Annotated in this window: 22 protein-coding genes; 12 read left to right on the plus strand and 10 right to left on the minus strand. The window is 71.3% G+C overall.

Annotation, left to right across the window (positions count from 1 at the left end):
* Nucleotides 1-301: 301 nt before the first annotated feature.
* Together HHX35_RS14700 and HHX35_RS14705 are read right to left on the minus strand one after the other, a co-directional pair.
* Nucleotides 302-2,260: a DUF222 domain-containing protein gene (locus HHX35_RS14700; protein ID WP_182899405.1), complete on the minus strand. Its 1,959-nt coding sequence runs from the start codon at nt 2,258-2,260 to the stop codon at nt 302-304.
* A 115-nt stretch (nt 2,261-2,375) separates the two neighbouring features.
* Nucleotides 2,376-2,837, minus strand: a complete 462-nt coding sequence (locus tag HHX35_RS14705; protein ID WP_182899406.1) for a MarR family winged helix-turn-helix transcriptional regulator — start codon at nt 2,835-2,837, stop codon at nt 2,376-2,378.
* 66 nt (nt 2,838-2,903) lie between these two features.
* On the opposite strand from HHX35_RS14705, the gene HHX35_RS14710 reads away from it, so the two are divergent.
* Nucleotides 2,904-3,767 (plus strand): nitroreductase/quinone reductase family protein, encoded by an 864-nt coding sequence (locus tag HHX35_RS14710; RefSeq protein ID WP_182899407.1) that lies wholly within the window; start codon nt 2,904-2,906, stop codon nt 3,765-3,767.
* A gap of 18 nt (nt 3,768-3,785) precedes the next feature.
* Here the strand turns inward: HHX35_RS14710 and HHX35_RS14715 are convergent, their stop codons facing one another.
* Nucleotides 3,786-4,058: a 4a-hydroxytetrahydrobiopterin dehydratase gene (locus HHX35_RS14715; RefSeq protein ID WP_182899408.1), complete on the minus strand. Its 273-nt coding sequence runs from the start codon at nt 4,056-4,058 to the stop codon at nt 3,786-3,788.
* Nucleotides 4,059-4,105: 47 nt separating this feature from the next.
* Between HHX35_RS14715 and HHX35_RS14720 the strand changes: the two genes are divergently transcribed.
* On the plus strand, nt 4,106-4,759 hold the full coding sequence (locus HHX35_RS14720; protein WP_310739097.1) for a class II aldolase/adducin family protein: 654 nt from the start codon (nt 4,106-4,108) through the stop codon (nt 4,757-4,759).
* Between the two features lie 4 nt (nt 4,760-4,763).
* Here HHX35_RS14720 and HHX35_RS14725 read toward each other — a convergent pair whose 3' ends face one another.
* Nucleotides 4,764-6,338 carry a DUF885 domain-containing protein gene (locus HHX35_RS14725; protein WP_182899409.1) on the minus strand — a complete coding sequence of 525 codons (1,575 nt, stop codon included), beginning with the start codon at nt 6,336-6,338 and terminating at the stop codon, nt 4,764-4,766.
* 56 nt (nt 6,339-6,394) lie between these two features.
* On the opposite strand from HHX35_RS14725, the gene HHX35_RS14730 reads away from it, so the two are divergent.
* Nucleotides 6,395-7,621, plus strand: coding sequence for a DUF4032 domain-containing protein (locus tag HHX35_RS14730; RefSeq protein ID WP_182899410.1), 1,227 nt, complete (start codon nt 6,395-6,397; stop codon nt 7,619-7,621).
* Here HHX35_RS14730 and HHX35_RS14735 read toward each other — a convergent pair.
* On the minus strand, nt 7,596-8,123 hold the full coding sequence (locus tag HHX35_RS14735) for a DUF523 domain-containing protein (RefSeq protein WP_182899411.1): 528 nt from the start codon (nt 8,121-8,123) through the stop codon (nt 7,596-7,598). The two genes, HHX35_RS14730 and HHX35_RS14735, sit on opposite strands and share 26 nt — an antisense overlap.
* A gap of 207 nt (nt 8,124-8,330) precedes the next feature.
* On the opposite strand from HHX35_RS14735, the gene HHX35_RS14740 reads away from it, so the two are divergent.
* The 4 genes from HHX35_RS14740 to HHX35_RS14755 are packed head-to-tail and all read left to right on the plus strand — an operon-like array spanning nt 8,331 to nt 10,328.
* Nucleotides 8,331-8,702: a roadblock/LC7 domain-containing protein gene (locus HHX35_RS14740; RefSeq protein ID WP_139576883.1), complete on the plus strand. Its 372-nt coding sequence runs from the start codon at nt 8,331-8,333 to the stop codon at nt 8,700-8,702.
* Nucleotides 8,703-8,716: 14 nt separating this feature from the next.
* Complete coding sequence (locus HHX35_RS14745; protein WP_182899412.1) at nt 8,717-9,526, plus strand: helix-turn-helix domain-containing protein; 810 nt, start codon at nt 8,717-8,719, stop codon at nt 9,524-9,526.
* Nucleotides 9,527-9,564: 38 nt separating this feature from the next.
* Entirely contained in the window at nt 9,565-9,933 is a 369-nt protein-coding gene (locus tag HHX35_RS14750) for a roadblock/LC7 domain-containing protein (protein ID WP_182899413.1), read from the plus strand.
* 23 nt (nt 9,934-9,956) lie between these two features.
* The gene (locus HHX35_RS14755; protein WP_030511662.1) at nt 9,957-10,328 is read left to right on the plus strand and encodes a hypothetical protein; all 372 of its coding nucleotides are present in this window, start codon (nt 9,957-9,959) and stop codon (nt 10,326-10,328) included.
* Nucleotides 10,329-10,334: 6 nt separating this feature from the next.
* On the opposite strand, the gene HHX35_RS14760 is transcribed toward HHX35_RS14755, so the two are convergent.
* Complete coding sequence (locus HHX35_RS14760) at nt 10,335-11,171, minus strand: alpha/beta fold hydrolase (protein ID WP_182899414.1); 837 nt, start codon at nt 11,169-11,171, stop codon at nt 10,335-10,337.
* Between the two features lie 81 nt (nt 11,172-11,252).
* Between HHX35_RS14760 and HHX35_RS14765 the strand changes: the two genes are divergently transcribed.
* Nucleotides 11,253-12,671, plus strand: a complete 1,419-nt coding sequence (locus tag HHX35_RS14765; protein WP_259405084.1) for an MFS transporter — start codon at nt 11,253-11,255, stop codon at nt 12,669-12,671.
* Here the strand turns inward: HHX35_RS14765 and modA are convergent.
* Entirely contained in the window at nt 12,652-13,410 is a 759-nt protein-coding gene (gene modA, locus HHX35_RS14770; RefSeq protein ID WP_310739098.1) for a molybdate ABC transporter substrate-binding protein, read from the minus strand. The two genes, HHX35_RS14765 and modA, sit on opposite strands and share 20 nt — an antisense overlap.
* Nucleotides 13,411-13,526: 116 nt before the next feature.
* Between modA and HHX35_RS14775 the strand changes: the two genes are divergently transcribed.
* Complete coding sequence (locus HHX35_RS14775; RefSeq protein ID WP_139577154.1) at nt 13,527-14,087, plus strand: Dps family protein; 561 nt, start codon at nt 13,527-13,529, stop codon at nt 14,085-14,087.
* A gap of 22 nt (nt 14,088-14,109) precedes the next feature.
* On the opposite strand, the gene HHX35_RS14780 is transcribed toward HHX35_RS14775, so the two are convergent.
* Complete coding sequence (locus tag HHX35_RS14780; RefSeq protein ID WP_182899415.1) at nt 14,110-16,098, minus strand: phosphocholine-specific phospholipase C; 1,989 nt, start codon at nt 16,096-16,098, stop codon at nt 14,110-14,112.
* A gap of 128 nt (nt 16,099-16,226) precedes the next feature.
* The gene (locus HHX35_RS14785; RefSeq protein ID WP_182899416.1) at nt 16,227-17,330 is read right to left on the minus strand and encodes a helix-turn-helix transcriptional regulator; all 1,104 of its coding nucleotides are present in this window, start codon (nt 17,328-17,330) and stop codon (nt 16,227-16,229) included.
* Between the two features lie 46 nt (nt 17,331-17,376).
* Between HHX35_RS14785 and HHX35_RS14790 the strand changes: the two genes are divergently transcribed.
* Together HHX35_RS14790 and HHX35_RS14795 are read left to right on the plus strand one after the other, a co-directional pair.
* A complete protein-coding gene (locus tag HHX35_RS14790; protein WP_310739099.1) occupies nt 17,377-18,468 on the plus strand; it encodes a winged helix DNA-binding domain-containing protein in 1,092 nt (363 codons plus the stop codon).
* Between the two features lie 44 nt (nt 18,469-18,512).
* On the plus strand, nt 18,513-18,953 hold the full coding sequence (locus tag HHX35_RS14795) for an SRPBCC family protein (protein ID WP_182899417.1): 441 nt from the start codon (nt 18,513-18,515) through the stop codon (nt 18,951-18,953).
* Here HHX35_RS14795 and HHX35_RS14800 read toward each other — a convergent pair.
* Nucleotides 18,950-19,630: a TenA family protein gene (locus tag HHX35_RS14800; RefSeq protein ID WP_182899418.1), complete on the minus strand. Its 681-nt coding sequence runs from the start codon at nt 19,628-19,630 to the stop codon at nt 18,950-18,952. The two genes, HHX35_RS14795 and HHX35_RS14800, sit on opposite strands and share 4 nt — an antisense overlap.
* 270 nt (nt 19,631-19,900) lie before the next feature.
* Here HHX35_RS14800 and HHX35_RS14805 point away from each other — a divergent pair, with 270 nt between their 5' ends.
* Nucleotides 19,901-21,412, plus strand: a complete 1,512-nt coding sequence (locus tag HHX35_RS14805; RefSeq protein ID WP_259405085.1) for an RICIN domain-containing protein — start codon at nt 19,901-19,903, stop codon at nt 21,410-21,412.
* Nucleotides 21,413-21,415: the final 3 nt, after the last annotated feature.

Raw genomic sequence — 21,415 nt, forward strand, 5'->3', positions numbered from 1 at the left:
ACGAGCGAACGAGGTGAACACCTCACCCGCAAAATCCTCAAGACGGCCACGCACCTCAGCCAACTCAGCCGGAGTCACCCCGAGATCATCTCAGACAAGATCTCCAACTAACAAAGTCCTACTAGTGGGGTGTCCACGAATCTTTGGCCGGGTCGGTCACTGCGCCGGAAGGAACCTCCGGTCCTCGCGAAGCCCGCTCCGCTGCGCCTTCGCTCCGGTCCCCGCTCCCTTCCGCTCCGCTCCCTCGGCCCCCGAAAGCCTTATGTACAGCGCACCAGCGGCCCTCGCGTCGCCCTGGTCGTCATTCCCGTAGCCGCCGGGCTCTGGTGGGGTTGCGGTAGGTGAAGGCCCAGCGGTCGGTGCCGGCTTTGCGGCGGGTGTAGCGGTCGGGGTGGCGGTAGCGGTCGCGGTTGTGGAACTGGCAGGCGGGGCCGAGCAGTTTCAGGTCGGTGAGGCCGCCGTTGCTCCAGTTGTCGGCGTGGTCGATCTGGCACAGGGTGGCGGGTAGTGGGCAGCCGTCGATCCAGCAGGTGGCGTAGCGGGCGAACACGGCCCTGCGTTGGGCGGGGGTGGCCAGGCGGACCTTGCGGCCCATGTCCAGCACCTGCCCCTCGGCGTCCATGACCAGGCGGACCAGGGTGCTGGTGCGGGCAAGGCGGTGCACGCTGGAGACCGGCAGCATCTGCCCGGTCGCCAGCAACACCCCCGGCGCTGTTCCCGATGGCCTCCCCGGCGGTGTCCCCGACCCACGGCCCGGTCCCGGCACGCCCGGCGCCGTCCCTGCTGACGACCGTCCACGGCGCACGTCGCCGTGGCCTTCGGGCGTGCTCTGCCCATGCCGGCAGTCCCCCGCAGGCCGATGCCCCGCGTGGGCGTGATGCGCAGCGGCCTCCTCGGGAGGAGGATCCGGCCGCGCTGTCTGCGAAGGTGAACCGGCATCTGCCCCGGCATCGCCACAGTCGGCGGGGTCGGCAGGATGGCACAGGCCCTCATCCTGGGCAGGTGCGGCAGCGCCGGTGCTGCCCACGTCGCCGGGGCCGCCCATCTCGCCGGGGGCACTGGTGTTGTCGACGTCGCCGGGTTTGTCAGCGCTTCCGATGTCACCGGTGGCGCCGGTGTCCTCGCTGTCCCGGCCGTCCTCGTCGGCCTCGGCGCCCTCCGCGTCCTCGGCGCCCTCCGCACGCTCGGCATCCTGGGCATCCTGGGCGTCGTCAATGTCTTCGGGGTGATCGTCGCCGGGGTCAGCGGGTCGGGGGTCGGTGGGGAGGGATTCGGCGGTGACCAGGACCAGGAGCTCGGCGGCGATCTTCTGCTCCAGCAACGCGATGAACGCATCCGCGTTACGCACCCTCAGCGGCCGATCATCCCCCTCAGCCCGAGGCTTGGCGTAGGCGTCCAACAACGCCCGCAGCCGGGCGGCCGCCTCACGGGGCAGGTAGAACTCTCCCTCCACGCCCCCGCCTTTGGTGGGGCGGACCCTCAGGAACCGCCGCCCGAAGTCGGCCCGCTCGTCGCGTTCTTCCCCGTCGGGGTCCAGCACCGCCCGCAGATAGCGCCCGGCTTTGGCCACCTCCGCCGCGCCCGCCTGACCCGCCAACTCCAGCAGGATCGGCTCAGCCAACCCCGCATGCTCATCGCTCAACTGGGCGGTGGCCATGCAGATCGCCTCCACCACCACCCCCGCCGCCAACCCACCCGCGGCGAACCGCTCCCGCACCCGAGGCAGACGCGCCAACTCCACCGCCAGCGTGAGCAGACGGCCGGCACCGGGCACGCTCATCCCCCCAGCGGTACGCAACCAACTGCGGGTCGAGGCATGCCCATGCCGCCTGGCCTGCCCCGCACCATGCACCCGCCCCACCCGATCAGCAAGAGCACACGTGATCCGATCCCGCGCGAACACCAACTCCTCAGCCTCGGCAAGACAGACATCCACATCGTCCGGCACCGCCGCCAACGCCAACGCCTGCGCCGACTCACGCAGAGAACCCACCAACACCCACGACGACCGGGCCCTGCGATCACCCGCGCCACCGGCATCCACACCCGGGCTGTCAGTGCCCCCGGTGCCGGGAGCGCCGTCGCTGGTGTCTTGGCTCGTGTCCTGTCGCGGCTCGGGGTCAGCGATCGGAAAGTGCTCGCGGGCGAGCGATCCTTCGGACGACCACAGAGGGGAATCGGCGGTCAACCGGTCCCACCAGTCGCCGTCAGTGTTATTCGAACGACGAGAGTGTTCAGAATCAGAGTCGAACAGATCCATCACACCCTCCTCACGTAATTCGAAAACCTGTGTGAATTCTTTCACTCTCCGTGAGCATCGGGCAAGCTCGCCAGCCGATAACCTGGAATCACAGGCGAGACGGGATCCGAACCCGTCACTCGGCGTCACCGGCGACGGCTCGCTCGTACGACCGGAGCGTCTCGACGAACATGCGCCGCTGCTCACTCGTCAGCGGTTCCAGCGCGCTGTGCCAGGCACGGGCGCCGCGAGCGAGCCAGGCGTCGACCGCCTCCCGATTGGCCTCGGCGATGCTCACGATCGTGCGGCGGCGGTCCGCGTCGTCCTCGCGCCGGTCCACGACGCCCTTGCGGCTGAGGTCGCCCACCATCAGGCTCACGGTGGCCGGGGCGACCTCCAGCCGGGCGGCGAGTTCGTTCACTGTGAGCGGACCGTCGAACAGCAGGTAGGACAGCAGCGACAGGTGCCGTGGCGCCAGGTCGAGCGTCCGGAGCGACTCGGGGACCGGCATGCGCTTGGCGCGGCCCACCAGACGCGGCATCAGCAACAGGAGGGTTCGGACCCCCTCATCCAGGCTCAGGCCGTCATCCGTTGACATATGTTGATCTCCAAAATAGCTTTGCTATCAAAGCAAATACATCCGAGGTCCGGGAGCCATCGTCGCATGTCCGAATGGAACGACAAGATCATTGAAGAGTTCCGGGGAAACGCCGGCACGGTCGGCGGGCCGTTCGAGGGGACACCGCTGATCCTGCTGACGACCACCGGCGCCAGAACGGGCGCCGCCCGGACGAACCCGGTCGCCTGCCTGCGCGACGGGGACAGAACCCTCGTGTTCGCCTCCTACGCGGGCGCGCCACGCCACCCGGACTGGTATCACAATCTGCTGGCCAATCCCACGGTGACCGTCGAGGCGGGTGACGGGACGGCGATCGAGACGTTCACCGCCACGGCCGTACCGCTGTCGGGCGAGGAGCGCGACCGCATGTACGCCCGGCAGGCCGAGCTGGTGCCGGCCTTCGCCGACTATCAGGCCCACACCTCCCGCGTCATCCCCGTCGTCGCCCTCTACCGGCGAGACCGCGAACGCGCCCGGGCGATGGGCGACGAGCTGGTGCGGATCCACGACGGACTGCGGGCGGAGATGGCCGCGCTGCTGGCCGCGGTCGAGGACGGGCTCGCCACGGGCACGACGGTGAACCTGCCGGGTCGCGGCCTGGAGGGAGCGCTGCGGGAGCGCTGCCTGTCCTTCTGCACGGCCTTCCACGAGCACCACGCCAACGAGAACGAGCGGGGCTTCCCCCTGCTGGAGCGGGCCTTCCCCGGGCTGGCCCCGACCCTCGACCGCCTGCGCGAAGAGCACGTGCGGCTGGCCCGGATCAGGGAGGACCTGGACGCGGCGGTCGGCGAGGCGGGCTCCGGCGACCCGGCCACCGTCAAGGCCAGGCTCACCCGCCTGTCGGCCGAGCTGGAGGCCCACTTCGCCCGCGAGGAGGAACAGCTCCTCACCGCACTGAACGCGCTCTAGGACCGCCCTAGGACCGCGCTAGGACTGCGGCGATCCGGCCTCGTGGTCGGCCACGATGGCGTCGATGCGAGCGGCGAGCTTGTAGTCGAGGTCGGTCAGGCCGCCGGCGTCGTGGGTGGTCAGCGCCAGGTGGAGGGTGCGCCATCGGATGTCGATGTCGGGATGGTGGTTCAGGGCCTCGGCCTGCTCGGCGATGTCGTTCACGATCGCGATGGCCGTACGGAAATCTCGGGCGACCACGGTCCTGCGGATCGTGTCTCCGTCGCGGCGCCACTCGGAAGCCTCGTACATGGCATCAGGACATCACGAAACACCGCCGATTGTGTAGATTCGCCGGCGTGAACGAGCAGGTGAACGAGCAGGCGGACGAGCAGCTGGACGAGCTGCGGCGTGAGCTGTGCGAGTACGGCCGGCGGGCGGCGGCCCTCGGCCTGGTGATCGGGACCTCGGGCAACCTGAGCGCCCGGGAGGGCGACCTGGTCGTCGTCACGCCCTCCGGCGTGGCGCTCGACCGGCTGCGCCCGGAGGACTGCCCCGTGGTCGACCTCGAAGGGCGGGTCGTGGACGGGGAGCGCAAGCCCTCCTCGGAGACGCCGATGCATCTCGCGCTGTACGAGGCGACCGGAGCCAGGGCGGTGGTGCACACCCACTCGGTCTTCGCGACCGTGGTCGCCTCGACCATGACCGAGCTGCCGCCGATCCACTACAACGCCCTGCTGCTCGGCGGCGCCGTCCGCGTGGCCCCGTACGCGACGTACGGCACGCCGGAGCTGGCGCGCAACGTCATCGCCGCTGTCGAGGGCAGGCAGGCCGCCCTGATGGCCAGCCACGGCGCGGTGACGATCGGCGGCGGCCTGGAGCAGGCGTTCGAGGCGACCCGCCTGCTGGAGTGGTTGTGCGAGGTCTACGTCCGCGCTCTCGGCGTGGGCCGGCCCACGGTGCTCACCGAGGACCAGCTCACCGCCGTCATCGAACGCGCACTCAGCGGCTGAACTCTCAGCCGAGCACGACCTTCCGGGCGAGGCCGAGCGGAAGCCCGCCGGAGCCCGCGATCGTGTCGTGGAAGGTCCGCAGATCGCCGTCGTAGTCCGCCCTGATGCGTTCGATCTCCAGCGCGCCCGTGAGGTAGGAGGGCGCCTGCGTGGGCCAGGCGCAGTAGCGGCTGACCTCTCCCGCCGCGGTGCCCGGCGACAGCGACGCCTTCGTGGTCAGGAACTCCTCCGCCTGCTCGATCGTCATGTCGTCGCAGTGCAGCGCGGTGTCCACCACGATCCTGGCGGCCCGCCAGATGCGGCAGTCGAGGTGGGCGAGCTCGGTCTGGGGCGTGTCGAAGTAGCCCTGCTCGTGCATGAGCTTCTCGACGTAGAGCCCCCAGCCCTCCACGAAGTAGGGCGTACGGAAGATCTTGCGGGCGCGGTGCGGGTTGCCGGCCATCCAGGACAGGTGCCAGTGGTGGCCGGGGTACCCCTCGTGCACGCTGATCGAGGGCATCTGCGGGCGCGAGTTGGTCCGCAGCCGCTGCCGCACCTGCTCCTCGGTGAAGCCGTCCGGCGTGTACGGCACGAAGAAGACGCCATCCCGCGAGGACGACAGCGGCGGCGGGGCGAGGTAGCTGGCCACGGCGATGATGGGCCGCTGGAACTCCGGCGAGGGCTCGACCCGGCACACCTCCCCCTCGGGGAAGGTCACCAGCCCGCGCTCGCGGACGAACTCGCGCGCCCGCAGCGTCTCGGCCTCATACTCGGCGCGCATGGCCTCCAGCGTCGGCGGGTGGTCGTCCATGAGTGACTCCATCGCCTCCCGCCAGCTGCCGGAGCCGAGGCGCGCGGCGACCTCCGTCATCCGCGTGTCCAGCTCGGCCCATGCCTGGCGGCCCTTCTCGTGCAGCTCTGCGGCGCCATACCCGAGCATCTCCTGCTCGCGCAGCAGCGCGGAGTAGATCTCCTCGCCCATCCGCCAGGTGCCCCGGGCCTCGAAGCCCTCCAGGAAGCCGACCAGCCCGTCGAAGGCGTCGGCGGCGGGCTCGGCGGCCCGCGCCAGCCGCGCCCGCAGGTCCGCATCGCCGACCTGCGCGGGCAGCGTCTCGGTCAGGAAGCGGCGTCCCGTACGGGCCTGGTCGAGGCCGCGCTTGACGAGCAGGTCGGCGGCGAGATCGGGGTCCAGGTTGGCCTGGCAGGCGGCGAGCACGGCGGGCACCTCGGCCAGCCGCGCGACGGCGGCGTCGACCAGCTCGGCCTCCGGCTTGAGGCGCTGCTGGAACGGCGTGAACATCGACGCGAAGACCCAGCTGAGGTAGGCGGCCGGTTCGCGACGCCACTCCGGCCAGCGGGCCAGCGCGATCTGCCCGCGCAGATGAGCGGCGACCAGGTCCCTGTCGATCTCGTCTTCGGGACTCTCGGGCGTCGACTCCGACAGCTTGCGCAGCCATTCCTCGGCCGCCCGCTCCCGCGCCGTGAAGGCGCTCGCGCTGAGATCGCCCAGCGTGCGGTCGTATCCGTCGGCCCCCAGGAGGGCCGCCCTGACCGGGTTCTCGGCCAGGTACCAGTCGATGAACTCGTCCACCAGCGTCATAGCGCCCGACTCTATCCGCGACACTTGGGTGGAAGCCCCCAGATAAGGAGCGATTGGTGCCCCTGCAGATCACCGGCGCCCCCAGCGACCCCGACCTGATCCGCCTGCCGTGGGACGTCCCCCTCGAAGAGTGGCCCGTCCACCACCTGGTGACGCTGCCCCGCGGTATCTCCCGGCACGTGGTGCGCTTCGCCCGGCTCAGCGGCCGGGTGTACGCGATCAAGGAGATCAGCACCAGGTATGCCAAGCGGGAGTATCAGCTCCTGTGGGATCTGGCGCGGCACGACGCCCCCGCCGTCGAGCCGGTCGCCATCGTCACCGGCAGGACCGCCCCGGACGGCTCCGAACTGGACTCCGCCCTGATCACGCGGCATCTGCAGTTCTCGCTGCCCTACCGTGCCGTGCTGTCGGGCTCGGTGCGGCCCGACACCCTGACCCGCCTGCTCGACGCGCTCGCGGTCCTGCTCGTACGGCTCCATCTGACCGGCTTCTACTGGGGCGACTGCTCGCTGTCGAACACGCTGTTCCGGCGGGACGCCGGGGCGTTCGCGGCCTACCTGGTGGACGCCGAGACCGGCGAGCTCCACCCTGCGATCAGTGAGGGCCAGCGGGCCCACGACATCGACGTGGCGCACGTCAACATCTACGGCGAGATGCTCGACCTGGAGGCGGGCGGGCTGCTCCACCCGACCATCGACCCGCTGGCCTTCGCCGAGCAGCTCGTCGAGCGCTACCACCGGCTGTGGGACGAGCTGACCGAGGACGAGATCATCGAGGAGGTCGACTGGCACCGTGTGGACCAGCGGGTGCGCCGCCTCAACTCGCTCGGCTTCGACGTCGCGGAGATGATGGTGCGCCGCAAGGCCGGCACCTCCCGCCTGATCGTCCGGCCGAAGGTCGTGGACGCCGGGCACCACCAGCGCCGCCTGCTGCGCCTGACCGGCCTCGACGTGGAGGAGAACCAGGCCAGGCGGCTGCTCAACGACCTCGACTCGTTCCGGGTGTCCACCGGCCTGCGGCACGAGGACGAGGCGATCGTGGCCCACCGCTGGCTGGCCGAGGTGTTCCAGCCGGTGGTGAACGCGATCCCGGCCGACCTGCGGCGCAAGCTGGAGCCGGCCCAGCTCTTCCACGAGGTGCTCGACCACCGCTGGTACATGTCGGAGGCCGCGGGCAAGGACGTCGGGCTGGAGGCGGCGGTGCGGTCCTACGTGGACAACGTCCTGGTGCACAAGCCCGACGAGAAGGCCGTCATCGTCACGTCCGATCCCCTGTCTCCGTAGAAGCCGTCTCCGTGACGAGACTCTTCAGATAGGCCGCGGCGTCCGGGATCCGGTCCTCACCGAAGACGCGTATACCGTTCAGCTCCAGCAGCGCCGTCGTCACGCCCTGCCCGGGGGTGGTCCTCCCCCGGTGGCTGCCGTCGTAGATCCGCAGCGACCCGCACGACGGGCTGCCCTCCTTGAGGATCGCGACCCGTACGCCGAAGGACCGGGCGACGGCGAGGGCCTGCTGCGCTCCGGACAGGAACGCGGCGGTCACGTCGTCGCCCTCCGGCGTCAGGATCCGGGCCGCGCCCGCCAGGACGGCGGCGCCGCCCGCGCCGCCCTCGATCTCGGCGGGCGGCCGGGGGACGGGCAGCCCGCCCTCGACCTCGGGGCAGAACCGCACCAGCCGCCCCTCCGCGCGCCAGCGGGCGAGCAGGTCGTCGTCGCTGGTCTTGGCCCCGCCGTCGTACCGAACCCGGCTGCCGAGCAGGCAGGCGCTGACGAGAATCCGCTCCACGCCTCCCATTCTGGCCGCCGTACGGCGGTGCGCGCGCCGTCCCCGATACGAGGAAATTTCATGAAAATCGGGATTTCCATTCCGGGAAGAAGAATTCTTATTCCTCGGGACTAATCCGTTTATCCCCGCCGTTTCCGGCTCGGGTGACCCGTCCACCTGCTCCTCTAGTGTTGGCCGCGCTGTACCGGCGAGGCGAGGAGTTACGAGTTGATCGGGATAGAGGACTGCCTCTCCGAGGCCATGTCGATCCCGGGCGCGCTCGGCGCCATTCTCGTGGACCACACCAGCGGCATGGCCGTCGCGGGAAAGGGGATCCCCGATCCCGGAAGGGCGGCCGCGGGGCTCAGCGAGGCGTACCGCGCCACGCTCGACGGGATCGCGATGGCCTCCCAGGAGACGGGTTTCCGGATCGAGGACGTGATCGTCACCACGGGCTCGGCCTACCACCTGGTGCGGCCCATGGAGATGATGTTCGACGGTCCGCTGCTGCTGTGCGTACGCCTGGACGTGGAGCGGTCGAACCTCGCCCTGGCACGGCGGCGGCTGCGCACCATCACGGACGAGCTGGTCGCCTCCTGATGGGAGCCTGACCGGTGGCCGCCCCGACTCTCGACGCCGTGCTCACCGGCCTCGCCCAGGACGAGGCCACCGGCTCACTGCGGGTGGGCAAGGAGGGCACGGTCTACTACGTCCGCGGCCGGGTGTCGTACGTGGAGTGCGCGGCCACGCCCGGTGTGGAGGGGTTGCTCGGCGCGTCGGGCCGGATCAGCGCGAACGGGATGCGGCACGCGCGGCAGGAGTCGGGTTCCGGCGGCGACGGCGGCGCCCTGCTCGTGGACAGAGGGGTGCTCAGCCGGGGTGAGCTGGAGTTCTGCGTGCTGTCCGCCACGCTCGACGCGGCGTTCTTCCTGCTCACGTCGAGAACGGTACGGACCAGGTTCAGGGAGGGCGACGCCCACTGGCTCGGGGTCCACTGGTTCTTCGACGTCCCTGGGCTGCTGCGCGAGTGCGCCAGGCGCCGGGCCCGGCTGGAGCGGGCCTGGCCCTCGGAGGAACTGGACGCGCGGCCGGTGACGCCCCTGCGGCAGATCCCGGGTACGCACGCGCTGCTCACCCGGCTGCAGTGGGAGCTGCTGCTCGCCGCGGACTCCACCGCCACGCCGGTCGAGCTGGCCCGCCGCCTCGGGCGTCCGGCCTACTCCACGCTGCTGGCCGTACGGGAGCTCGCGGCGGCCGGCCTGGTGATGACGGGCGAGACGGCGGCACTGCCCAAGCGCACGCCCAAGTCGCCCGCACCGCCGAGGGAGCCCGGGCGTGCCGGCTCGGGACTCCCCCAGGTCAACGGCGACGCGACCGACGTGAACCTGCTGCTCAGACTGCGTGACGCGCTGGAGGCGCTGTAGTGATCGGATGGCTCAAGCGGGCCGGAAGGGGTGTCTCGGTGGATCTGCGCCACGACATACATGAGGAACTGGTCGTTCTGCGGCAACGGGCGCCCGAGATCACCGGAGCGCTCACCTGCACGATCGACGGCATGCTCGTGACGACGGACCTGGCCGCCGACACCGAGCAGACCGCGGCGCTCACGTCGGCGCTGCTGTCGCTGAGCCGGAAGATGACCGATCTCGCCAGGATCGGGCGGCTGGAGGAGACGCTGATCTCCGGCACCCAGGGGCACACCGCGTGCTACGCCGCGGGCCCCACGATCGTCCTCACCGTTCTCGCGGGCCGGGGAGCAAATCTCGGCCTGCTCCGGATCGAGGGACGCAGGGCGGCGAACAAGATCGCCGCCATCGTCGAACGCGGATGACAACCGAGAACAGGAGAAGAGACATGGCGAACATCGACGTCTCTCTGAAGGAGATGCTGACCATCGACGGCGCGATCGGCGCGGCGGTGGCCGACTACGGGAGCGGGATGGCGCTGGGCACGCTCGGCGGCTCCAAGGACCTCGATCTCCAGGTGGCCGCCGCGGCCAACACCGAGGTGGTCAAGGCCAAGCTCCGCGCGATGGACGCGCTCAAGCTGAGCGACGCGATCGAGGACATCCTCATCACGCTGAGCACGCAGTATCACATCATCCGGCCGCTGGCCGGCCGCGGCGGCAAGGGCTTATTCCTTTACCTCGCCCTCGACCGCAACCGGGCCAACCTCGCGATGGCCCGGCACCAGCTCCGTGCGATCGAGGACAAGCTCGAGATCTGAGGCCCGTCAGCCCCGCCCGGTCAGTTCGGCGATCGCCTCCGCGATGACCGGACAGAGCGGGCGGGGCAGGTCGTGGCCCATCCCCGGGAAGGTCAGCAGCTTCGCGCCGGGGATGGCGTCCGCGGTCGCGGTCCCGCCTTCGAGGGTGATCAGCGGGTCGTCCTCGCCGTGGATCACCAGCGCGGGCACCGAGAGCCCGCGCAGCCCCTCCGTACGGTCGCCGGAGATCCGGATGGCGGTGAACTGCCGGGCCGTGCCCGCGGGATCGAACGCCCGGTCGTAGGCCTCCGCGGCCATCCGGGTGACGCGCTCGACGTCCATCTCGTAGCCGGGAGAGCCGACGACCCGCGCGGTCGCGACGGCGCGGGCGATCGCCTCGTCGCGGTCCTGCGCGGGGGGCGCCATCAGCACGGTCATGGCCGCCTCGGTCGCCCGCCCCACCCGGGGCCCGGGCGTGGACATGATCGAGGTCAGCGTACGGACCCGGGCGGGGTGGCGGATGGCGAGGGCCTGCGCGATCATGCCGCCCATCGACGCGCCCACCACGTGGGCGTTCTCCCAGCCCAGCACGTCCATCAGGCCGGCCGTGTCGTCGGCCATGTCGTCCAGCGTGTACGACGGGGCGGGCGCGAGGCCGTCCGCCGGGGTGAAGTGGGTGGACAGGCCCGCGTCCCGGTTGTCGAACCGGACGACCCGGTGGCCGGACTCCACCAGCAGCTCGATCAGCTCCTCTGGCCAGCCGATCATCTGTGCTCCGAGCCCCATGATGAGGAGGACCGGACGTCCCCCGGGCTCGCCGAACACCTCGTAGCAGATCTCGATGCCGTTCGCCGTCGCATGCATGCGGGCAGAATTTCATTCGGTTTGCCCTGCCGCAAGCGCTACATGACCAGATCTGTACGGTTGTGTGATGTGGTGTCGCAAATGACCCGCCGACGGCGGATACTTGTTCTCCTCATCTGCTGCATGAGCCTGCTGATCGTGTCTCTCGACAACACGATCGTCAACGTCGCCCTGCCGTCGCTCGGGCACGATTTGCACGCGCCGGTCTCCGGCCTCCAGTGGACGGTGGACGCCTACACGCTGACGCTCGCGAGCCTGCTGATGCTGGCCGGCTCGACGGCCGACCGGGTGGGCCGCCGCCGCACGTTCCAGACCGGTCTGGTGATCTTCACGGCCGGGTCGCTGCTGTGCAGCCTCGCCCCGAGCCTGGGCTGGCTGGTGGCCGCCCGGATCGTCCAAGCCGTAGGCGGGTCGATGCTCAATCCGGTGGCCATGTCGATCATCACGAACACGTTCACCGACCGCAGGGAGCGGGCCCAGGCGATCGGCGTGTGGGGCGGCGTGGTCGGCGTCAGCATGGCGCTCGGACCGGTCGTCGGCGGCCTGCTCACCGACACGGTCGACTGGCGGGCCATCTTCTGGATCAACGTGCCCATCGGCCTGCTCGCACTGTTCCTGACCTGGCGCTTCGTCCCGGAGTCCAAGGCGCCCTCGGCACGGAGGATCGACCCGGCCGGGCAGGTGCTGGTCATCGTCCTGCTCGGCACGCTCACGTACGGGATCATCGAGGGCCGGGCCGCGGGCCCCGCCGTGAGCGCCGTCTGCTTCGTCGTCGCGGCGGCGGCCCTGGCCGCGCTGGTCGTCTGGGAACTACGCAGGCCCGAACCCCTCATCGACATGCGGTTCTTCCGCAGCGCGCCGTTCTCGGGCGCGGCCGTCATGGCGGTGTCGGGCTTCGGCGGCCTGGGGGCCTTCCTGTTCCTCAACACGCTCTACCTGCAGAGCCATCGCGGGCTTTCCGCCCTCGCCGCGGGGCTGTGCACGCTGCCGGTCGCGGTGACGACGACGATCGTGGGGCCGCTGTCTGGCCGGCTCGTCGGCACCCGCGGCCCGCGCGTGCCGTCCGTCGTCGCGGGCGTGTGCCTGGCCGCCGCCGGGGCGCTGCTGTCCCAGGTGACGCTCACCACGCCGCTCCCCCTGCTGCTCGGAATCTACGTGGTCTTCGGTGTCGGGTTCGGCATGCTCAACCCCCCGATCACCAACACCGCGGTCTCCGGGATGCCGCTCGCGCAGGCGGGCGTGGCCGCCGCGGTCGCCTCGACCAGCAGGCAGGTCGGCCAGTCGCTCGGCGTGGCCATCGCGGGGTCCGTGGTCTCGGGCGCCGGCACCGGCGCGGCGTTCGTCCCGGCCGCGCACGCGGCCTACCGCGTCAACGCCCTGTACGGGCTGATCGTGCTGGCGGTCGCCCTCCTGACGACCGGCCGCTGGGCCAGGGCCACGGCCGAGCGTACGGCGGCGCGGCTCACGGAAAGCCCGCAGGTCACCCTGTCACGGGGGTGAAGCCGGCACTTCCGAGGACCTTGCGGCCCTCGTCGGACAGCACGAGGTCGACGAACTCCCGGGTCAGGGCGAGGCGCTCGGTCCCGGGGACGGTCGCGATGAGGTAGTCCTCGACCGCCCTTGCCGCCTCGGGGAGATCCACGCCCTCCACCGCTCCCGCCGCCGCCCTGACGTCCGTACGGTAGACGAGCGCCGCGTCCGCCTCGCCGAGCCGCACCTTGGCCAGCACCTTGGCGGCGTCCGGCGCCTTGCCGTTCTGATCCGGGCCGATGGGCGTGACGGTGACTCCGGCTGCGGCGAGCGCCGTGCGGGCGCCCGCCCCGCACGGCGCCGACTCGGCGCACAGGGCCACCCTGACGCCGGGAGCGGTCAGGTCCTTCAGGCCCGCGACGTGAGCCGGGTTGCCCTTCGGCACGGCGATCTGGAGGCTGTCGCGCGCGAAGACCCGCGGGCTGGGCGCCCCCGACCCGCGCATCGCCGCCGTGCCGGCCGCGGCGAACAGGTCGGCCGGCGCACCCCGCGCGATCCGCTGCGCCAGCGCGCCGCTGCCGCCGAAGTCGAACCGGACGGCGACGCCGGGGTGGGCGGCCTCGAACGTCTTGCCGAGCGAGCCGAACGTCCCGGTGAGCGAGGCGTCGGCGAACACGGTGAGCGTCTGCCTTCCGCCGCCCCCGCAGCCGGTCGCCGCGAGCAGCACCAACGCGAGCGCCACGCAGGTCGGCGGTGTGAAATGGTTCACCTTGGGATATATGCCCTAAGAGGGCGTTTAGAGGTCATGTCTGGCGAAAGACTCCCTATTAGACATAAACCGACTGAGCGAGGAGAGACATCTTGAGCGTCAACCCTTCCTCCAGAATGCGTGAGAGCAGCCAGCCCTGGCTCCACCAGAGGGGCACCGAGATACAGGCGTTCGGGACCGTGCGGGACTTCCCGGTCGGGCTGCCGAGGGAGACGCGGGAATACTCCTGTCAGCGGCTCAACCAGATCCTCGCCGACACGCAGATCCTCTACAACCTCTACAAGAAGCACCACTGGCTCATGCGGGGGCCGACCTTCTACCAGCTTCACCTGCTGCTCGACAAGCATGCGAGCGAGCAGTTGCCCATCATCGACGCCGTCGCCGAACGCATCCAGACCCTCGGCGGCGTCGCGGTCGGCGATCCGCGCCAGGTGGCGGAGATGACCGTGATCCCGCGGCCGCCGGACGGCGTGGAGGAGGTGCCCGCCATGCTCTCCCGGCTCCTGGAGGCGCACGAGACGATCCTGGTCGCCGCGCACGACGCCGCCTCCCGGGCGGCCGAGATGGGCGACGACGGCACCAACGACCTGCTCGTCTCCGAGGTCATCCGCACGGGTGAGCTGCAGGCGTGGTTCCTCGCCGAGCACCTCGTGGACACGCCGCTCGTCCGCGCCTGACCCGCGTTCCCAGCCCCGGGCGTCACCCCGTGACGCTCGGGCGGCCGTTCTCGATGTGTCCCATCAGCCGCCGGGCGAACCCGTCGTGCCCCGCCACCCCGATCATCAGGTCGTACCACCCCGTGGGCGCCTGCCACTCCAGGCGGGCGGTGTCTCCCGGCGTGATCCGGACCGTACGCGCCGCGCCTCCGTACGCCAGCGGGGTGACCGACACCTCGGCGGGGAAGGCGCCCCGGTTCGCCACGGCGATCACGACGGCGCGGGCGGCGGCGTCGATCGCGCCGGTCACCTCCACCGGGTCGGCCGTCCCGCCGCGGAACTCCCGGCGGAACCCGTTCGGCCCGACGAGCACCAGGTCGTACGACGGGCAGGGGAAGTAGACCACCTCCTCCGCCGCGCCGAGCACGTCGAAGTGCATCGGCTTGGCGACTTCGCCGAGGTGGCCGTACAGGATGAAGTGGGCGGAGGCCGCGCCGGAGTTGCGCATCGCGATCTCCACGGACCGTCCGCGCACCACCGCCTCCGCGTCCGGCTGGTAGGGCAGGGCGCGGGCGGGCTTGGCCCCCGGCTCCTGCACCGGCATCCGCTGCTCGGCCGGCACCTGCGGATACCACCGGTTTCCGGCCGGAGACGGCCGCGGGCCGGCGACGGTCTCCACGGGAGGCGGGGCCGTGGGCGTGGGCGTGGCGAAGTCGAAGGCGGAGGTGAGGTCGCCCGCCACCCGGCGCCGCCATTCGCCGATGGGCGCCGTGATTCCGAACCTGCGCTCCAGGAACCGTACGGTCGAGGTGTGGTCGAACGTCTCGGAGCAGACGTTGCCGCCCACACTCCACGGCGACACGACGATCATGGGTACGCGGACGCCGAGGCCCATCGGACGCCCGCCGACGAACTCCTCCGGGGTGCCGTCGGGCGGAACCGGCGGCGGCACGTGGTCGAAGAATCCGTCGTTCTCGTCGTAGGTGACGAACAGAGCGGTACGCGCCCAGACCTCGGGGTGGGACCCCAGCGCGTCGAGCAGCGTGTGGACGACCCGCCCGCCCTCCACGGCCGACGACCCCTCGGGGTGCTCGGAGTCGGCCAGCGAGGGCACGACATACGACACCGCGGGCAGGCGCCCGGCGGCCACGTCGGCGGCGAACCACTCCCCCAGGCCACCCGCGGGGGCGCGGCGCAGCGCCCGGTCGTAGAGGTCGCGGTCGGCCGGTTCCAGGACGGCCACCCGCTCCGCCAGCTCCGCGAGCAACGGCGCCGGGTCCTCCGCCGCCCGGACCTTCTCGTAGAACGAGCGCATGCTGCCCAGCCCGATCCGGTCCATCACGGCCGCGAACGGCCGGAAGAACTCCAGGTTGTTGCACTCGTAGTTGTCCCACTCCTGGTACACCTGCCAGGTGTGCCCGGCCCGCGTCAGCAGCTCGGGCACGGTGACCCAGTCGTAGCCCGGATGCCCCTCCGCCCCCTCGGACGCGACGTTGTCCAGCGCGCGCTGCCGGGTGCCCGGCTCGTAGCCGGTGTAACCCGAGATGTGGTAGTTGCGGTTGGGGGTCGTCGAGGTCAGCAGCGAGCAGTGATAGGCGTCGCAGATCGTGAACGTGTCGGCCAGCTCGTAGTGGAAGGGCAGGTCGCGCCGGTCGTAGTAGGCCATCGAGCCGGGCCCCTTGCTGGGCACCCAGGCGTCGTTCCAGCCCATGGCCCAGGCGTTCTGAGTGCCGAGCCAGGTGTGGTCGTGCGTGTCGAGCAGCATCGGGTCCGCCCCCGCCCGCTCGGCCGCCTCCCGTACGGAGAAGGGCAGCACGCCGTCCTGTTCGAAGATCGGCCGCCACGCCCGGGTGGACACCGCGTTGCGGTCACCGAACCCCCGCACCCCGCGCATCCGGCCGAAGTAGTGGTCGAACGAGCGGTTCTCCAGCATGACGAAGACGACGTGCTCGACGTCGGCCAGGCTCCCCGGCGGGACCGGCCGGGCCAGCGCCCGGAGCAGAGAGGGCGGCAAGGAGGATCCGGCCGACATGGGCGCCCCTTCAGGAGGAAATCAGGCGAAACGCCCACAACCTAACAAGGCCTCACGAGCCCCGGCGATTCGGCCCTGACAGGGAATGGATCACTGCAGTCTGCCCGCCAGGCATCGACCGAGGCCCGTCACAGGTGGACGCGGCCCAGCTCCCGCAGGGCCCTGGCGGCCCCGGCACGGCGGGCCAGTGAAAGCGCCTGCCGGGCGAGGTCGGCCGCCTGGTCCCGCTCGTGCGCCTCGGCGTACGCGTGCGCCTTGCGGGCCAGCACGTACGCCGCGAGGTACGCGGGCGCGGACGGGGCCGGCTCGCCCTCCAGCATCTCGATGGCGCCGCCCGGCCGGCCGAGGTCGACCAGGCAGCCCGCGCACAGCTCCGCCCCCGTCTCGCCCGACTCCTCAAGGCACTCCTCAAGGCAGCGGTGGCACAGCTCCACCTCACCCGCCAGCGCGTGCGCCCGGGCCTCGTGCCGCCGTGACAGCGGCCCGACCTCCGCCGGCACGCCCGTACGCTCGCGGGCGGCCACGGCCGCCTCCACGATCTCGCCCGGCTCGGCGGCGTCGACCAACTCGGCCCGCTGGATCAGCGCGAAGACCTCGGTGGCGGTGTCGCCGGTCTCGCGCGCCTCGCGGATCGCCCGGTCGGACCAGGCCCGCGCCCTCCGGGCGTCGCCCGCCTCGTGCTCCATCCCGCTGATCAGCTCCGCGTCGCGGGTGGCGAGCGCGAGCAGCGGCCCCCGCGCGGACGGCCTGGCGTCACGGCGGAACGCCTCGATGCCCGCGAAGACGGGCCGCAGCGCCGCCGCGAGATCGGCGGGCCGCGCGTGCGGCACGGCGCAGGCGTCGAGCACCCGCTCGAAGTAGCCGGCCGTGCCGGCGTCGGCACGCCAGGGCCGCTCGATGGCCCGGCCGACCCGCTCCTCCTCCTCTTCGGGGAACAGGCCCGGCATCAGCGGAATGCCGGTCACGTGGTGCCACAGGGTCGTGCCCGACCCGGGCCCGACGAACAGGCCCGCCTCGTCCACGCCGAACGCGCGGCACAGCAGCTCCGCGTGGCCGGGGTCCGGCCGCCGCTCCCCCGCCTCCCATGCGCGCACCGCGTCCGCGGGCAGGCCGGGCTCGGTCTCCCCTGCGGCTTCGGTCAGCCGTTCTTCCAGGTCCCGGCGGCTCCACAGCCGGCCGCGGCGCAGCGCCCGCAGGCGGGCGGCCCACAGCGGGACGTCAATAGTGATCATCAGTGGCACCCCCGGTTCTGTCGGTGCCGGGCGTTATGTTTGCGGCGTGCTGACCCGACGTATGCTCAACCGCGCGCTGCTCGACCGCCAGATGCTGCTGCGCCGCCACGACGCCAAGGCTCTGGCCGCGATCGAGCACCTGGTGGGCATGCAGTCGCAGGCTCCTCTCCCAGCCTACGTCGGCCTGTGGACCCGCCTGCTGGACTTCCGGCACGAGGACCTGGCCGGGCTGCTCACCGACCGCACGGCCGTACGGATCGCGCTGATGCGCGGCACCATCCACCTCGTCAGCGCCGACGACTGCCTCGCCCTGCGCCCGGTCATGCAGCCGCTCCTCGACCGGTGGCTGCGCACGTCATACGGCAAAGGGCTGGACGGGGTGGATCTCGGCGAGGTGGCGAGCGCCGCCCGTGCCCTGATGGAGGAGCGGCCGCTGACCTTCGCGGAGCTGGAGGAACTGCTCGGCGAGCGGTGGCCGGGCCGCGACGCGCTGGCCCAGGCCGTACGCGCGGTCGTGCCGCTGGTCCAGGTCCCGCCGCGCGGCGTGTGGGGCGCCTCGGGCCAGGCGCGGCACGTCCCCGCCGAGTCGTGGCTGGGCCGCCCGCTCGGCGACGGCTCGGCCGCCGGTGAGATGGTGCTGCGTTACCTGCGTGCCTTCGGGCCGGCGTCGGTGAAGGACATGCAGACCTGGTCGGGCCTGACCGGGCTGCGCTCTGTCGTGAAGGGCCTCGACCTGGTCACCTACCGGGACGAGAACGGAGTGGAGCTGTTCGACCTGCCCGGAGCGCCGCTGCCCGGGCCGGACGCCGAGGCGCCGGTGCGGTTCCTGCCCGAGTTCGACAACCTGCTGCTCTCGCACGCCGACCGGACGCGGGTGATGGCCGAGGAGCACCGCCCGCGGGTCTTCACAGTCAACGGGATCATCCGCGCGACGATCCTGGTCGACGGTTTCGTCGCGGGGTTGTGGCGGATCGAGCGGGGGCGGATCGAGGGGGATGGGAAGACAGCGGTCCTGGCGATCGAGCCGTTCGAGCCGCTCGGCCCCGCCACCCGCGACGCGCTCGCGGCCGAGGGCGAGCGCCTGCTGGATTTCGCGGCCGGCGACGCCCCCGCACGCGACATCCGCTTCCTGGGGTAGAACGCCTTCCTGGTAAGGACGCTTTCCTGGGTAGGACCTACGAGGTGGAGACCCTCTCTGTCACGGTGGACGCGCAGGCGAGCCCGGAGCGGGTCTTCGCCGTGCTGACCGACTGGCCCCGGCACCACGAGTGGATGCTGCTGACCCGGGCCTGGGTGGTCGCCGGCGACGGGCGCAGCAGGGGCAGCAGACTCGCGGCGGCCACCGGGGTGGGCCCGCTGTCGTTCGTGGACACGATGGACGTCACCGGCTGGCGCCCGCCACACGAGGTGGAGGTCCGCCACACCGGCCGTGTCGTGCGCGGCACGGGGCGGTTCCACGTGCTGCCCCGTCCCGACGGCGGAAGCAGGATCGTCTGGGAGGAGCAGCTCCACGTGCCCTTCGGCCTTGCCGGGCGGATCGGCTGGCGGGTCGCCGGGCCGGTGAGCGCGGTCTTCCTGCGCCTGTCCCTGCGCCGCCTCGCCGCCCTCGCCCTGCGTGCCTAACCGAGCGCCATGTCGAAGAAGCGGCGCTCCAGGGCGGTCGCCCGGCGGAAGACGTCGAGCAGCCGGGCCCGGCCGTTCTCGTCGAGGCCGGGGCCGAGCCGGTCGAGCTCGCCGCGCAGGAAGCCCACCCACGTCTCGAACTCCGGCCCGCTGTGCAGCTCGATCCACTCCCGGTGGACGAAGCCCTCCGGGAGCCCGGCGGTCCGCGAGGCCCAGCCGAGGTAGGTCCACTCGGCCACACACAGCACCGCCAGGATCAGCGGATAGTCCTGGCTGCGGCGCACCTCGTCCATCAGGGCCCGGAACTCGATCGTCACCGGCTCCAGCGTGGGCGGGGCCGGCTCGCCGCCGAGCTCGGCGAGCGCGCGGTGGAAGTAGCCCCGCTCGGTGTCGGCGACGGTCTGCCCGAGGAAGCGGCCCACGGCCACCCGCGACTCGAAGGTGTCGGCCGCGGCGACCGCGGCGCCGAGCAGCGCCGTGAAGGTGTCCACGAACTGGAAGTCCTGCTCCAGATAGCGGCGCATCTCGGCGGTGCCGCTCCCGATCGCCTCCGCGAAGGGGTGCGTGACCACCGCCGTCCAGTCGGGCTCGCTCTGCGACCGCAGCCACGCGCTGAACGGCGCTCTCGACTCCGGTTCCTCGTTGTGCTCATCGATTCGCTCGCTTCGCTCGCTCATCCGCCATCCCTCCCCGACGATCCGGCCTGAACGTTTCACGATGATCTCAAAGACCCGCTGTCCGTCTCCACCTGCCCAGCCGGGGCGAGCGACGGGGCGGGCGGAGACCCGCGCGGACGAACCCGTTGACCGGCGCTTAACAGGTCCGTAATTTGATGCGTGTTGTTCCTCCTCATGAATGCTGTTCGCATTCATGAACGCCCCTCTATGTGGGACCAGGAGTTCATCCCCTCGGTCAGGGGTCCTGCACGACATGCAAGGAGCTCGGCTTTGAGAACCAGAACCAGAACCGGAGTCGGAGTGATCGGCACCGTCGTCGGGGTCGCCGCCCTGGTCGGCGGCGTCTTCGCCGGCGTCTCCAACGCGGCGCCGAGCGCGGGCGCCTACCGGATCGTGAACGGCGCCAGCGGCCTGTGCCTCACCGTTCCAGGCAGCAGCGGCTCGGACGGCGTCCAGCTCACGGTCGCCGCCTGCAACGGCGCGAGCAACCAGACCTGGAACCTGTCCGCCCAGGGCAGCGGCTTCCGCCTGACCGCGGGCAACAGCGGCAAGTGCGCCGGCGTCGCCGGAGCCTCCACCTCCGCGGGCAAGGCCGTCCAGCAGGAGTCGTGCACCGGCGCCTCGTCGCAGACCTGGGAGCTCACCGCCTCGGGATCGAACTACCGCATCGTCAACGCCAACAGCGACAAGTGCCTCAACACCAAGGACAACTCCACCTCCTCGGGCGCACTGGTGCAGCAGAACTCCTGCGACTCGGTCTCCACCAAGCAGTGGACCCTCCAGCCGGCCGGTTCCCAGCCGTCGTCCACCCCCACCGCCACGCCGACCAGGAGCCCGTCGCCCAGCACCACGCCCACGGGCGGCCCGACCACCCCGCCCACCACCGGGCTGATCGGCTGGGCGACCCAGGGCGGCGGCACGACAGGCGGCGCGGGCGGCGCCACGACGACGGTCACCTCCCTGACCGCGCTCACCACCGCCGTGAAGGGCGACACCGCGAAGGTCGTCCAGGTGAGCGGCAACTTCAGCTGCTCGGAGGACGTGCGGGTGGGCGCCAACACCACCGTCCTCGGCGTCGGCGCGAACTCCGGGCTGACCGGCTGCGGCCTGAACATCCGTGACGTCAGCAACGTCATCGTGCGCAACATGAAGATCTCGAAGGTCCCGGCCGGCAACGGCAACGGCGACGCGATCCACCTCGACAACGCCAAGCGTGTGTGGCTCGACCACAACGACCTGTCGAGCGACACCAGCCACGGCACGGACTACTACGACGGCCTGCTGGACATCACGCACGGCTCCGACTACGTCACCGTCTCCTGGAGCAAGCTGCACGACCACGTCAAGTGCTCGCTCGTCGGCCACAGCGACGGCAACGGCTCCGAGGACTCCGGGCACCTGCGCGTGACGTACCACCACAACGCGTTCCAGACCTGCGCCCAGCGCAACCCCCGGGTGCGCTTCGGCAACCCGGTCCACGTGTTCAACAACTACTACTACAAGGACCCGTCCTACACCGACTACAGCTACGGCATCGCCTCCACCTGCGGCGCCGGGGTGCTCGTCGAGGGCAACTACTTCGAGAACGTCGCCGAGCCCACCCACACCGCCGAAGGCTCGTCGCCTGGCGGGTCGATCGTCGCCCGCAACAACTACTTCGTGAACTCGGGCACGCCGCAGACCTCCGGCAGCGTCGCCTCCATCCCGTACTCGTACACGGTGGACAACCCCAGCGGCGTGAAGGCGAACGTCCTCGCCAACGCGGGCACCGGCAAGATCTAGCTC

The organism is Microbispora sp. H10830, assembly GCF_014161375.1.
Lineage (GTDB): Bacteria > Actinomycetota > Actinomycetes > Streptosporangiales > Streptosporangiaceae > Microbispora > Microbispora catharanthi.